The sequence below is a fragment of the Pseudomonas sp. EL_65y_Pfl2_R96 genome (assembly GCF_963970905.1).
Taxonomy (GTDB): domain Bacteria; phylum Pseudomonadota; class Gammaproteobacteria; order Pseudomonadales; family Pseudomonadaceae; genus Aquipseudomonas.
The window spans coordinates 1-14,155 of record NZ_CAXAQH010000019.1; the positions used below are offsets into that span (position 1 = coordinate 1).

Annotated in this window: 12 protein-coding genes and 1 pseudogene; 10 read left to right on the forward strand and 3 right to left on the reverse strand. The window is 61.1% G+C overall.

Annotated features, from left to right (window positions below; all coding sequences use genetic code 11):
• Positions 1-88 precede the first annotated feature (88 nt).
• Positions 89-247 (reverse strand): annotated as a pseudogene (locus AACY49_RS18845) (threonine aldolase); the annotation flags it as partial.
• Between the two features lie 149 nt (positions 248-396).
• Positions 397-1,437, reverse strand: a complete 1,041-nt coding sequence (locus AACY49_RS18850; RefSeq protein ID WP_258698738.1) for a threonine aldolase family protein — start codon at positions 1,435-1,437, stop codon at positions 397-399.
• A 132-nt stretch (positions 1,438-1,569) separates the two neighbouring features.
• On the opposite strand from AACY49_RS18850, the gene AACY49_RS18855 reads away from it, so the two are divergent.
• The 9 genes from AACY49_RS18855 (at position 1,570) to AACY49_RS18895 (ending at position 12,551) form a co-directional block, all read left to right on the forward strand.
• Positions 1,570-2,286: a TraX family protein gene (locus AACY49_RS18855; protein ID WP_339525781.1), complete on the forward strand. Its 717-nt coding sequence runs from the start codon at positions 1,570-1,572 to the stop codon at positions 2,284-2,286.
• Positions 2,287-2,598: 312 nt separating this feature from the next.
• Complete coding sequence (gene glyA, locus AACY49_RS18860; RefSeq protein WP_223485487.1) at positions 2,599-3,852, forward strand: serine hydroxymethyltransferase; 1,254 nt, start codon at positions 2,599-2,601, stop codon at positions 3,850-3,852.
• Between the two features lie 23 nt (positions 3,853-3,875).
• Positions 3,876-5,126: a sarcosine oxidase subunit beta gene (locus tag AACY49_RS18865; RefSeq protein WP_007947735.1), complete on the forward strand. Its 1,251-nt coding sequence runs from the start codon at positions 3,876-3,878 to the stop codon at positions 5,124-5,126.
• Positions 5,127-5,140: 14 nt separating this feature from the next.
• Positions 5,141-5,470: a sarcosine oxidase subunit delta gene (locus tag AACY49_RS18870; RefSeq protein ID WP_007907563.1), complete on the forward strand. Its 330-nt coding sequence runs from the start codon at positions 5,141-5,143 to the stop codon at positions 5,468-5,470.
• Positions 5,467-8,484: a sarcosine oxidase subunit alpha gene (locus AACY49_RS18875; RefSeq protein ID WP_339525685.1), complete on the forward strand. Its 3,018-nt coding sequence runs from the start codon at positions 5,467-5,469 to the stop codon at positions 8,482-8,484. Before AACY49_RS18870 ends, AACY49_RS18875 begins: the two co-directional genes overlap by 4 nt.
• A 155-nt stretch (positions 8,485-8,639) precedes the next feature.
• Positions 8,640-9,272 (forward strand): sarcosine oxidase subunit gamma, encoded by a 633-nt coding sequence (locus tag AACY49_RS18880; RefSeq protein ID WP_320393094.1) that lies wholly within the window; start codon positions 8,640-8,642, stop codon positions 9,270-9,272.
• A gap of 151 nt (positions 9,273-9,423) precedes the next feature.
• Complete coding sequence (gene purU / locus AACY49_RS18885) at positions 9,424-10,281, forward strand: formyltetrahydrofolate deformylase (protein WP_339525686.1); 858 nt, start codon at positions 9,424-9,426, stop codon at positions 10,279-10,281.
• 207 nt (positions 10,282-10,488) lie between these two features.
• On the forward strand, positions 10,489-11,688 hold the full coding sequence (fdhA, locus tag AACY49_RS18890) for a formaldehyde dehydrogenase, glutathione-independent (protein WP_320393095.1): 1,200 nt from the start codon (positions 10,489-10,491) through the stop codon (positions 11,686-11,688).
• Positions 11,689-11,936: 248 nt separating this feature from the next.
• A complete protein-coding gene (locus AACY49_RS18895) occupies positions 11,937-12,551 on the forward strand; it encodes a DUF2780 domain-containing protein (RefSeq protein ID WP_258698743.1) in 615 nt (204 codons plus the stop codon).
• Position 12,552: 1 nt separating this feature from the next.
• Here the strand turns inward: AACY49_RS18895 and AACY49_RS18900 are convergent, their stop codons facing one another.
• Entirely contained in the window at positions 12,553-13,437 is an 885-nt protein-coding gene (locus AACY49_RS18900; RefSeq protein ID WP_339525688.1) for an acyltransferase, read from the reverse strand.
• A gap of 187 nt (positions 13,438-13,624) precedes the next feature.
• Here AACY49_RS18900 and rloA2 point away from each other — a divergent pair, with 187 nt between their 5' ends.
• The gene (gene rloA2 / locus AACY49_RS18905; RefSeq protein ID WP_339525690.1) at positions 13,625-14,131 is read left to right on the forward strand and encodes a retropepsin-like aspartic peptidase RloA2; all 507 of its coding nucleotides are present in this window, start codon (positions 13,625-13,627) and stop codon (positions 14,129-14,131) included.
• Positions 14,132-14,155: the final 24 nt, after the last annotated feature.

A 14,155-nucleotide genomic window follows, 5' to 3' on the forward strand; every position in this document is an offset into this window, starting at 1 on the left:
GCATTGCATCGGCGGTGAGGCAGGAACGCGGAGCGTCCCGAGAGGCATTCCCACGCAGAGCGTGGGAACGATCAGCCTGGAGGGGGCTTCAGGCTGCCATCACTTCCCGAATATCCGTCGCCAATTCCCGCACGCGTTCTTCTTCGGTGTCCCACGAGCACATGAACCGTGCACCGCCGTTGCCGATGAAGGTGTAGAAGCGCCAGCCCTTGGCGGTCAGTGCGGCGATGGCCGGTTCCGACAGTTGATCGCTCCCACGCTCTGCGTGGGAATGCAGCCCATGACGCTCTGCGTCACAACGGTGCTCGGCATTGCATCGGCGGTGAGGCAGGAACGCGGAGCGTCCCGAGAGGCATTCCCACGCAGAGCGTGGGAACGATCAGCCTGGAGGGGGCTTCAGGCTGCCATCACTTCCCGAATATCCGTCGCCAATTCGCGCACGCGTTCTTCTTCGGTGTCCCACGAGCACATGAACCGTGCACCGCCGTTGCCGATGAAGGTGTAGAAGCGCCAGCCCTTGGCGGTCAGCGCGGCGATGGCCGGTTCCGACAGTTGCAGGAACACGCCGTTGGCCTGCACCGGGAACATCAGTTCCACGCCCGGAATGTCGCTCACCAGTTCGGCCAGCAGCTGCGCGCAGTGGTTGGCGTGGCGGGCGTATTTGAGCCAGGCGTCGTTTTCCAGAATCCCGACCCACGGCGCCGAGAGGAAGCGCATCTTCGACGCCAGTTGCCCGGCCTGTTTGCAGCGGTAATCGAAGTCTTCGGCCAGTTTGTGGTTGAAGAACAGAATCGCTTCGCCCACCGCCATGCCGTTTTTCGTGCCGCCGAAGCACAACACGTCGACGCCGGCCTTCCAGGTCAGGTCGGCTGGTGAGCAGCCAAGAAATGCGCAAGCGTTGGAGAACCGCGCGCCGTCCATGTGCAGGTTCAGGCCCAGTTCTTTGCAGGTGGCGCTGATGGCGCGGATTTCTTCCGGGGTGTACACGCTGCCGACTTCGGTGGCCTGGGTCAGGGTCACGACGCGGGGTTTCGGGTAGTGGATGTCCTGGCGTTTGAGGGCGATTTCGCGGATCGATTCCGGCGTCAGCTTGCCGTTTTCGGTACGGGCGATGAGCAGCTTGGAACCGTTGGAGAAAAACTCCGGCGCGCCGCATTCGTCGGTTTCGACGTGGGCGGTTTCCGAACAGATCACGCTGTGGTAACTCTGGCACAGCGACGACAGGGCCAACGAGTTGGCCGCAGTGCCGTTGAAGGCGAAGAACACTTCGCAGTCGGTTTCGAACAGTTTGCGGAATTGATCGGCCGCGCGTGCGGTCCATTCATCGTCGCCGTATGCGCGCTGGTGGCCGTGGTTGGCCTGTTCCATGGCAGCCCAGGCTTCAGGGCAGATACCGGAATAGTTGTCGCTGGCGAATTGTTGGCTCTTATCGGTCATGGCCGGCTTCCGTGGTCGAAACTCTTATGGTGAAGAGCTTCGTGGTCAATGATGGTGCGCACTCTACCGAAGATCGTCCGGGGAGCACACGGGATGAGTCTGTCAGAAAAAATACAAACGCCTCGGGCAATTATGCACATGACTCAACGGGATGGTGCACTGGATCTGCTCAAGTGGCTGGGGCTGCTGAGCATGGTGCTCGATCACCTGCGATATGTCGGGTACTCCATCGATCTACTGTATGTGCCGGGCCGATTGGCGTTTCCATGGTTCTGCCTGGCGATGGCGGCAAACCTGTCGCGTGCCCGCGCAGTCATGACCGACGGCCAGTGGCGCTACCTCGGTTGGTTGCTGCTGTTTAGTGCTCTGAGCGAAATCCCCTACCGGATGTACATTCCTGACTCCGACACCTTAAACGTGTTGCCCACGCTGGCTCTGGGGTTGTTGGTGGCCCGTGGCTGGCAGTACGGAAGGCTGCAATCGCGACTGTTGGCGGTCGGTGCCTTGATGCTGGCGGCACTGTTCCAGGAGCGACTGATGTTCGGTTTCTTCGGTGTGCTGTTGCCACTGTCGATGTTGCTGGTGATCCACCGGCCCTGGTATTTCAGCCTGTTGCCGGGGCTGGTCTGCCTGGCGGCCAATCAATGGCAGGTGCTGTATGCCGCTGCCCGGTTCGGCAGCGGTGCGGCGATCCTCGGCATTGCCGCGTGTCTGATTGCGCCGTTGCTGGGGCTGCTGCTATTGCGACACGCCCAAGGCATCCGGCCACTGCCGATGCGCCGCTGGGCTTACACGCTCTATCCCGCGCATTTCCTCGTGCTTCTGACCTTACGCCCACTCATCGCTTGACTCCTGACCTTCTACAGGGGCGCGCAAAACCCTGTGGGAGCGGGCTTGCCCGCGATGGCGGCATCACATCCAGCATGATGTCAGCTGACCCACCGCTATCGCGGGCAAGCCCGCTCCCACAAGGGATCCATTCTGATTTTAAGATTGTGTCCGGTCAGGCTTTTCGGCTCATGTCGTAAACGCACCTTTGCGTGGCGTCCATAGGCATTTGACCTGTCTGCGCCGGTCATACCATCGCATCCAAAGGGCACTGCCGTAATGCCAGTGCCTTACCGAGACGAATGGCGCATAGATGCCGCTGGGAGAGACGCGATGTTCAGCAAGCAAGACCAGATCAAGGGTTACGACGATGCACTGCTGGCGGCGATGAATGCCGAGGAGCAACGCCAGGAAGATCACATCGAGCTGATCGCGTCAGAGAACTACACCAGCAAACGCGTCATGGAAGCGCAAGGCAGCGGCCTGACCAACAAGTACGCCGAAGGCTATCCGGGCAAGCGCTACTACGGTGGCTGCGAGCACGTCGACAAGGTTGAAGCCCTGGCCATCGAACGCGCCAAGCAACTGTTCGGCGCCGACTACGCCAACGTGCAGCCGCACTCCGGTTCCTCGGCCAACAGCGCCGTGTACCTGGCTCTGCTGCAAGCCGGCGACACCATTCTCGGCATGAGCCTGGCCCACGGTGGTCACCTGACCCACGGCGCCAAAGTGTCGTCCTCGGGCAAGCTGTACAACGCCGTGCAGTACGGCATCGACACCAAGACCGGGCTGATCGATTACGACGAAGTCGAGCGCCTGGCCGTCGAGTGCAAGCCGAAAATGATCGTTGCCGGGTTCTCGGCCTACTCCAAGACCCTCGACTTCCCACGTTTCCGCCAGATCGCCGACAAGGTCGGTGCGCTGTTGTTCGTCGACATGGCCCACGTTGCCGGTCTGGTCGCTGCCGGCCTGTACCCGAACCCGCTGCCTTACGCCGACGTGGTGACCACCACCACCCACAAGACCCTGCGCGGTCCGCGTGGCGGCCTGATCCTGGCCAAGGCCAACGAAGAAATCGAGAAGAAGCTCAACGCCGCGGTGTTCCCGGGTGCCCAGGGCGGCCCGCTGATGCACGTCATCGCCGGTAAGGCGGTGTGCTTCAAGGAAGCACTGGAGCCTGGCTTCAAGGCCTACCAGCAACAAGTGATCGACAACGCCCAGGCCATGGCCGGCGTATTTATCAAACGCGGCTACGATGTAGTGTCCGGCGGCACCGATAACCACCTGTTCCTGGTCAGCCTGATCCGTCAGGGCCTCACCGGCAAAGAGGCGGACGCAGCACTCGGTCGCGCCCACATCACCGTGAACAAGAACGCTGTCCCGAATGATCCACAGTCGCCGTTCGTGACCTCCGGCCTGCGTATCGGCACCCCGGCGGTGACGACTCGCGGCTTCAAGGTCACCCAGTGCGTCACGCTGGCCGGCTGGATCTGCGACATCCTCGACAACCTCGGCGATGCCGATGTCGAGGCCAATGTCGCGCAGCAAGTGGCAGCCCTGTGCGCGGACTTCCCGGTTTATCGCTGAGCGCGGTTTTGGAGTAAATGACTATGCAACGCTATTCGGGCTTCGGCCTCTTCAAACACTCCCTCAGCCATCACGAAAACTGGCAGAAGATGTGGCGCACGCCGACCCCGAAAAAGGTCTATGACGTGGTCATCGTCGGCGGTGGCGGGCATGGTCTGGCGACCGCCTACTACCTGGCCAAGGAGCACGGCATCACCAACGTGGCCGTGGTCGAGAAAGGCTGGCTGGGCGGCGGTAACACCGCGCGCAACACCACCATCGTTCGCTCCAACTACCTGTGGGACGAGTCGGCGCACCTGTACGAACACGCGATGAAATTGTGGGAAGGCCTGTCCCAGGACCTGAACTACAACGTGATGTTCTCCCAGCGTGGCGTTTACAACTTGTGCCACACCCTGCAGGACATTCGTGATTCCGAGCGTCGGGTCAGCGCCAACCGCCTCAACGGCGTGGACGGTGAACTGCTCGATGCCAAGCAAGTGGCGGACGAGATCCCGTACCTCGACTGCTCCAAGAACACTCGCTACCCGGTGATGGGCGCAACCGTCCAGCGTCGCGGCGGCGTGGCCCGTCACGATGCCGTGGCGTGGGGCTTTGCCCGTGCCGCTGACGCATTGGGTGTGGACCTGATTCAACAGACCGAAGTGATCGGTTTCCGTAAGGAAAACGGTGTGTGCATCGGCGTTGAAACCAACAAGGGCTTCATCGGCGCCAAGCGCGTTGGTGTGGTCACTGCCGGTAACTCCGGGCACATGGCCAAACTCGCCGGTTTCCGTCTGCCGATCGAATCGCACCCGCTGCAAGCGCTGGTGTCCGAGCCGATCAAGCCGATTATCGACAGCGTGATCATGTCCAACGCCGTACACGGTTACATCAGTCAGTCCGACAAGGGCGACCTGGTGATCGGCGCCGGTATCGACGGCTACAACGGCTACGGCCAGCGTGGTTCGTACCCGGTGATCGAGCACACCATCCAGGCCATCGTCGAGATGTTCCCGGTGCTGTCCCGCGTACGCATGAACCGTCAGTGGGGCGGCATCGTCGACACCACGCCGGATGCGTGCCCGATCATCTCGAAAACCCCGGTACCGAACATGTTCTTCAACTGCGGTTGGGGCACCGGTGGCTTCAAGGCAACACCTGGCTCGGGCAACGTGTTTGCCGCAAGCCTGGCCAAGGGTGAAATGCACCCATTGGCCGCACCTTTCTCCATCGACCGTTTCCACAACGGTGCGTTGATCGACGAACACGGCGCTGCTGCGGTTGCCCACTAACAGGAGAAATCCCCATGTTGCATATCTTCTGTCCTCACTGCGGCGAACTGCGCTCCGAAGAGGAATTCCATGCATCCGGCCAGGCGCACATACCGCGTCCACTGGATCCGAACAGCTGCACCGACGAGGAGTGGGGCGACTACATGTTCTTCCGCGATAACCCTCGCGGTCTGCACCACGAGCTGTGGGATCACGTCGCCGGTTGCCGTCAGTACTTCAACGTCACCCGTGACACCGTGACCTACGAGATTCTCGAAACCTACAAGATCGGCACCAAGCCGCAGTTCACCGACAAGACCGACAGCCCGAAAGCGGCCGCCACGGCTCTGGGAGAGAAGGTATGAGCCAGATCAATCGCCTGTCCAACGGCGGACGCATCGACCGCAACAAAGTGCTGAGCTTCACCTTCAACGGCCAGATCTACAAAGGCTTTGAAGGCGACTCCCTGGCCGCTGCATTGCTGGCCAACGGTGTCGACATCATCGGCCGCAGCTTCAAGTACTCCCGCCCGCGCGGCATCTTCGCCGCCGGTGCCGAAGAGCCGAACGCTGTGCTGCAGATCGGTGCGACCGAAGCCACGCAGATCCCGAATGTGCGCGCCACGCAACAAGCGCTGTATCAAGGCCTGGTCGCCACCAGCACCAACGGCTGGCCGAGCGTGAACAACGACATGATGGGGATTCTCGGCAAGGTCGGCGGCAAGCTGATGCCGCCGGGCTTCTACTACAAAACCTTCATGTACCCGCAATCGTTCTGGATGACCTACGAGAAGTACATTCGTAAGGCTGCCGGCCTTGGCCGCTCGCCGACCGAGAACGATCCGGACACCTACGACTACATGAACCAGCACTGCGACGTGCTGATCGTCGGCGCTGGCCCTGCGGGTCTGGCGGCTGCACTGGCGGCTGCCCGTAGCGGTGCGCGTGTGATCCTGGCCGATGAGCAGGAAGAGTTCGGCGGCAGCCTGCTCGATTCCCGCGAAAGCCTTGATGGCAAGCCTGCTACCGAGTGGGTCGCCAGCGTCATCGCCGAGCTGAAAAACACCCCGGACGTGCTGCTGTTGCCGCGCGCCACGGTCAACGGCTACCACGACCATAACTTCCTGACCATTCACGAGCGCCTCACCGATCACCTCGGCGACCGTGCCCCGATTGGCCAGGTGCGTCAGCGCATCCACCGGGTTCGCGCCAAGCGTGTAGTGCTGGCGACCGGTACTCACGAGCGTCCACTGGTTTATGGCAACAACGACGTACCGGGCAACATGCTCGCCGGCGCTGTGTCGACTTATGTGCGTCGTTACGGCGTGGCACCGGGCAAAAAACTCGTGCTGTCGACCAACAACGACCACGCTTACCGCGTAGCGCTGGATTGGCTCGATGCCAGTCTGCAAGTGGTGGCGATCGCCGATGCCCGCAGCAACCCTCGCGGTGCGCTGGTGGAAGAAGCCCGCGCCAAAGGCATCCGCATCCTGACCGGCAGCGCCGTGATCGAGGCCCGTGGCAGCAAGCACGTCACCGCCGCTCGCGTTGCCGCGATTGATGTAAAAGCACACACCGTGACCAGCCCGGGCGAGTGGCTCGATTGCGACCTGGTCGCCAGTTCCGGCGGTTACAGCCCGGTGGTTCACCTGGCGTCGCACTTGGGTGGCAAGCCGATCTGGCGTGAAGATATCCTCGGCTTCGTACCGGGCGAAGCACCGCAAAAACGCGTGTGCGTCGGTGGCATCAACGGCGTCTACGGCCTCGGCGATTCGTTGGCCGATGGTTTTGAAGGTGGTGCTCGCGCGGCCAGCGAAGCCGGTTTCAGCAAGGTCGAAGGCGTATTGCCCAAAGCCTTGAGCCGTCTGGAAGAGCCGACGCTGGCGCTGTTCCAGGTGCCTCACGAGAAAGCCACTGCCCGTGCGCCGAAGCAATTCGTCGACCTGCAGAACGACGTCACCGCTGCCGCCATCGAACTGGCGACCCGCGAAGGCTTCGAGTCGGTCGAGCACGTCAAACGCTACACCGCACTGGGCTTCGGCACCGATCAGGGCAAGCTCGGCAACGTCAACGGTCTGGCCATCGCCGCCCGCTCGCTGAACGTGACCATCCCGCAGATGGGCACCACCATGTTCCGCCCGAACTACACGCCGGTGACTTTCGGCGCCGTGGCCGGTCGTCACTGTGGGCACATCTTCGAGCCGGTTCGCTACACCGCGCTGCACGCCTGGCACGTAAAAAACGGTGCCGAATTCGAAGACGTCGGTCAGTGGAAACGTCCTTGGTACTTCCCGAAAAACGGTGAAGACCTGCACGCCGCGGTCAAACGCGAATGCAAAGCCGTGCGCGACAGCGTCGGCCTGCTGGACGCTTCGACCCTGGGCAAGATCGACATCCAGGGCCCGGACACGCGTGAGTTCCTCAACCGCATCTACACCAACGCCTGGACCAAGCTCGATGTGGGTAAGGCGCGTTACGGCCTGATGTGCAAAGAAGACGGCATGGTGTTCGACGACGGCGTGACTGCATGCCTGGCCGATAACCACTTCGTGATGACCACCACCACCGGCGGCGCCGCACGCGTGCTGCAATGGCTGGAAATCTACCACCAGACCGAATGGCCAGACCTGAAGGTGTACTTCACTTCCGTGACGGATCACTGGGCGACCATGACCCTGTCGGGGCCGAACAGCCGCAAGCTGCTCAGCGAAGTCACCGACATCGACCTGAGCAACGAAGCGTTCCCGTTCATGACCTGGAAAGAAGGTCTGGTCGGCGGTGTACCAGCGCGGGTGTTCCGGATTTCGTTCACCGGTGAGCTGTCGTACGAAGTCAACGTGCAGGCCGACTACGCCATGGGCGTGCTCGAAAAAATCGTCGAGGCCGGCAAGCAGTACAACCTGACGCCATATGGCACTGAAACCATGCACGTACTGCGGGCCGAGAAGGGCTTCATCATCGTTGGCCAGGACACTGACAGCTCGATGACCCCGGACGACCTGAACATGGGCTGGTGTGTTGGTCGCACCAAACCGTTCTCGTGGATCGGCTGGCGTGGCATGAACCGCGAAGACTGCGTGCGTGATCAGCGCAAACAGCTGGTTGGTCTGAAGCCGATCGATCCGACCAAATGGCTGCCGGAAGGTGCGCAACTGGTGTTCAACACCAAGCAAACCATCCCGATGACGATGGTGGGTCACGTGACTTCCAGCTACCTGCACAACTCCCTCGGCTATTCGTTTGCCATGGGTGTGGTCAAGGGCGGCCTGAAGCGCATGGGTGAGCGGGTGTTCGCGCCGCTGGCCGACGGTAGCGTGATCGAGGCGGAAATCGTTTCTTCGGTGTTCTTCGATCCGAAAGGCGATCGCCAGAACGTGTAAGTCGATCGTTCCCACGCTCTGCTGATCGTTCCCACGCTCAGCGTGGGAATGCATCCCGGGACGCTCCGCGTCCCTCTTTAACAGCCGGACGCAGAGCGTCCATGGCGGCATTCCCACGCAGAGCGTGGGAACGATCAACAAAAGAAAGGTGCTTTATGACCGCAGCCAATGTTTACCAACAACGCCCAACCACTGGGGCCAAGGCCGAGTCGTCGTTGCATCATGCCGACCTCGCCAGCCTGGTGGGCAAGGGTCGCAAGAACGCCGGCGTGACCGTGCGTGAGAAAAAACTCCTCGGTCACCTGACCATCCGTGGCGATGGCCACGATGCCGCGTTCGCCGCTGGCGTGCACAAGGCCCTCGGCCTGGAACTGCCGTCCGCGCTGACCGTGGTGATCAAAGGCGAAACCAGCCTGCAATGGATGGGGCCGGATGAATGGCTGCTGATCGTGCCGACCGGTGAAGAATTCGCCGCCGAGAAAAAACTGCGTGAAGCGCTGGGCGACCTGCACATCCAGATCGTCAACGTCAGTGGTGGCCAGCAGATCCTCGAACTGAGCGGCCCGAATGTGCGCCAGGTGCTGATGAAATCCACCAGCTACGACGTGCACCCCAACAACTTCCCGGTGGGCAAAGCTGTTGGCACCGTGTTTGCCAAGTCGCAACTAGTGATCCGCCATACCGCTGAAGACACCTGGGAACTGCTGATCCGCCGTAGCTTCTCGGATTACTGGTGGTTGTGGTTGCAGGATGCTGCCGCTGAGTACGGGCTTAGCGTCCAGGCGTAATGATCGTTCCCACGCTCCGCTGATCGTTCCCACGCTCAGCGTGGGAATGCATCCCGGGACGCTCTGCGTCCCTTTTACAGCCGGACGCAGAGCGTCCATGGCGGCGTTCCCACGCAGAGCGTGGGAACGATCAGATAGGAGTCACCGCACTATGAGCCGCGCCCCAGACACATGGATTCTGACCGCCGATTGCCCTAGCGTCCTCGGCACCGTGGATGCGGTGACCCGCTTTCTGTTCGAGCAGGGCTGCTACGTTACCGAGCACCATTCATTCGATGACCGGCTCTCGGGCCGTTTCTTCATTCGTGTGGAATTCCGTCAGCCCGACGGTTTCGACGAACAAGCCTTTCGCGCGGGTCTGGCAGAGCGTGGTAACGCCTTCGGGATGATCTTCGAGCTGATCCCGCCGAATTACCGGCCAAAAGTGGTGATCATGGTCTCCAAGGCCGATCACTGCCTCAACGATTTGCTCTACCGCCAGCGCATCGGCCAATTGTCGATGGACGTGGCCGCCGTGGTTTCCAACCACCCGGACCTCAAGCCGTTGGCCGACTGGCACCAGATTCCGTACTACCATTTTCCGCTGGACCCCAACGACAAGCCGTCCCAGGAGCGTCAGGTCTGGCAGGTGATCGAAGAGTCCGGCGCCGAACTGGTGATTCTTGCCCGTTACATGCAGGTCCTGTCGCCAGAGCTGTGCCGCAAACTCGACGGCAAGGCGATCAATATTCACCACTCCCTGCTGCCGGGTTTCAAGGGGGCCAAGCCCTATCACCAGGCCTACAACAAGGGCGTGAAACTGGTTGGCGCCACGGCGCATTACATCAACAACGACCTGGACGAAGGCCCGATCATCGCCCAGGGCGTGGAGGCAGTGGATCACAGCCACTATCCCGAAGACTTGATTGCCAAGGGGCGGGATATTGAAGGGCTGACCCTGGCGCGGGCCGTTGGTTATCACATTGAACGACGCGTGTTTTTGAACGCCAATCGCACTGTTGTTCTTTAGATCGCCATCGCGAGCAAGCCCGCTCCCACAGTGGGCTGCGGTGTGCCCGAGATCTGTGGGCGACACAAAACCCTGTGGGAGCGGGCTTGCCCGCGATGAGGCCCTGACAGGCAACGCAAAAAGACACAGGCAATAACCCGAGCAATCAACGCGCCGCCGATCCTTGGCGACGCGACCGCTACATAAAAACAACAGCGAGGTGAAAGCATGTCTGGTAATCGTGGTGTGGTGTATCTCGGCGCTGGCAAGGTCGAAGTACAGAAAATCGACTATCCCAAAATGCAGGACCCGCGCGGCAGGAAGATCGAGCACGGTGTCATCCTGCGCGTAGTTTCCACCAACATCTGTGGTTCCGATCAGCACATGGTGCGCGGTCGTACCACCGCTCAGACCGGTCTGGTACTGGGCCACGAGATCACCGGTGAAGTGATCGAGAAGGGCAGCGATGTCGAGAACCTGAAGATCGGCGATCTGGTATCGGTACCATTCAACGTCGCTTGCGGGCGCTGCCGTTCCTGCAAAGAGATGCACACCGGTGTCTGCCTGAGCGTCAACCCGGCGCGTCCGGGCGGTGCCTATGGTTATGTCGACATGGGTGACTGGACCGGTGGCCAGGCCGAATACGCCATGGTGCCGTATGCCGACTTCAACCTGCTGAAACTGCCGGATCGCGATCGGGCCATGGAGAAAATCCGCGACCTGACCTGCCTCTCCGACATCCTGCCAACCGGCTACCACGGCGCAGTGACCGCCGGTGTTGGCCCAGGCAGCACGGTGTACATCGCGGGCGCCGGCCCGGTTGGTCTGGCGGCTGCCGCTTCCGCTCGCCTGTTGGGCGCGGCGGTGGTGATCATCGGTGACGTCAACCCGATCCGCTTGGCACACGCCAAGGCTCAGGGTTTCGAAATCGCCGACCTGTCGACAGACACTCCGCTGCACGAGCAGATCGCTGCGCTGTTGGGCGAGCCAGAAGTCGATTGCGCCGTCGATGCGGTGGGCTTCGAAGCCCGCGGTCATGGCCATTCTGGCGTGAAACACGAAGCCCCGGCCACCGTGCTCAACTCCCTGATGGGCGTAGTTCGCGTGGCTGGCAAAATCGGTATCCCTGGCCTGTACGTGACCGAAGATCCAGGTGCGGTGGATGCGGCCGCGAAAATGGGCAGCCTGAGCATCCGCTTCGGTCTGGGCTGGGCTAAATCCCATAGCTTCCACACCGGCCAGACGCCAGTGATGAAGTACAACCGCCAGTTGATGCAGGCGATCATGTGGGACCGCATCAAGATTGCCGACATCGTGGGGGTGGAAGTCATCAGCCTGGACGACGCACCACGGGGCTACGGCGAGTTCGATGCGGGCGTGCCGAAGAAGTTTGTGATCGATCCGCACAAGTTGTTTAGTGCGGCGTAAAGCTTCATGCAAAACAAAAGCGGCGGCCTTCGGGTCGCCGTTTTTTATGGGGAACACACCACCCCCTCGCCACAAGGAACCGCCCTGCGGCCGTTCAGCGGGAGCGGGCGTGCCATTCATCGCGCGAACGCCACCTGGGTAAAAATGCTCGCGCAGACGAGGAACATGCCAGCGGATACCCGGTCAAATCGGCAGTTTTGCCGTCCTCGTTATTGGGCGGTCTTCGTGTGGCACAAGAGGATGTCTGGATGAACGTTTCACGCGGTTTTGCACTGGCATCGCTCATGGCTGTCGCTTCGTTGACGACGCTGGCCGCCAGCCCGGCCTTTGCACAGTTCAGCCTCGTTGATGCGGCCAAAGCGGTTTCGGCGATGCAGGGCGACGAGGGGGATGATGCCGACGAGGGCGATGATGCCGATGGCATCGTGGCGGCGGCGCCCAAGGCGGCCGGTTTGCTCAATACCCTGGGTTCGCAGCTCGACATCACCCCGGAGCAGGCTATCGGCGGTGCCGGCGCGATGTTGGGGCTGGCGAGGAATCAGCTCAGCGGTCAGGACTTCTCCGAACTGAGCAAAAATGTGCCGGGCCTCGCTCAGATCGCCGGCAACAGCGCGATCAGTGGTCTGAATGGATTGGGCGGGCTGCTTGGCGCCGGTTCGGATAAGAATGCGTTGCTCGATGGCTTGCTGGGTAACGTCAAGGACACCAAGGACCTGAACAACGCCTTCAGCGCTTTGGGCATGGACACCGGGATGGTCGGCCTGTTTGCCCCGGTGATCCTGCAATACCTCGGTCAACAAGGCGTTGCCGGTTCGCTGCTGCAAAATCTTGGCGGGATCTGGGGCACAGGCGCCGGTAGCTGAGTCAGCCCTCGGCGCGTAGTGCCTTGATGCGCCGGTCCTTCTCGATCCAGAGCTGGTTGACCCAGTTCTGGATCGTTTCGCGAAACGCCGGATCGTTTTCGTAATCGCCTTGCCACAGTGCCGGGTCCAGTTCGCGAGTGTGGATGTCGATGATCACCCTGGGCACGTTGCCGCTGATCAAATCCCAGAACCCCGGAATCTTCTGCTGCGGATACACCACCGTCACGTCGAGAATGGCATCCAGCTGTTCGCCCATCGCTGCCAGCACGAACGCCACGCCGCCCGCCTTGGGCTTGAGCAAGTAGGTGAAGGGTGACTGTTGTTGGTTGCTTTTCGCTGCTGTGTAGCGGGTGCCTTCCAGATAATTGACCACCGTCACTGACTGGCGTTTGTACAACTTGCAGGCTTGTTTGGTGATCTCCAGGTCCTTGCCGGCCAGCTCCGGGTGCTTCTCCAGGAACGCCTTGCTGTAGCGCTTCATGAACGGATAGTCCAACGCCCACCAGGCCAGGCCCAGGAACGGCACCCAGATCAGTTCTTTCTTGAGGAAGAACTTGAAGAACGGCGTGTGTCGGTTAAGCGTCTGGATCAGCGCCGGGATATCGACCCAGGACTGATGGTTGCTGATCACCAGATACGATGTGTCGCGGCGCAGATCATCACCGCCGCGAATGTCCCATTGGGTGGGAATGCACAGACGGAAGATCAGCTTGTCGATTTCGGCCCAGGTTTCGGCAATCCACATCACCGCCCACGAGGCGTAATCGCGAAAGCGCCCGGGCAGGAGCAGTTTGAGCAGCGCGAATACCATCAAAGGCCCGAACAGGACCAGGGTGTTAAGCAACAGCAGCAGGGTAACGAAATAGCCGGTGAGCAGGCGGCGCATAAGTAACTCTTGAAAGCGTTTGGGCGCGCCATGATAAGCAGCTTCGCATGGCAGGCCAAATCGGTGGTGACGAATGTTTCACGTTTGCGGCAGTATGCTGGAAACGATCGCACCTACAACGACATCGAACGAATTCAAAGGCAACGGTCTAAAATCCCGCTGCCCACTCTCCAAGGAAGCCCCTTACGTGAAATCTCTCCTTGCACTGCTTACCCTCGTGGCCCTGCCGGTTCTGGCCGCCGAGCCGACCCTGTACGGGCGTTACGAATACATCGCGCTGCCGGAAATCGGCGGCGAAGTCCTCAAGGCCAAAATGGACACCGGCGCCCTGACCGCGTCGCTGTCGGCCAAAGACATCGAAACCTTCACCCGCGACGGTGATGAGTGGGTGCGCTTCCGCCTTGCCACCAAAGGCGCGAGCAACAAGGTCTACGAACACAAGGTCGCGCGGATCAGCAAGATCAAGACCCGCTCCGAAGAAGACGAGGATGACAAGGAAGTGATCGAGCCGACCAAGCGTCCGGTGGTCGATCTGGAACTGTGCCTGGGCAACGTCAAGCGCACCGTCGAGGTCAACCTCACCGACCGCAGCAGTTTCAACTACCCGTTGTTGATCGGCGCCAAAGCCCTGCGTGAGTTCGGTGCGGCGGTGAACCCGGCGCGTCGCTTCACGGCCGACAAACCCGACTGCTGATTGACGGCGAATCAGCCTTGGGGC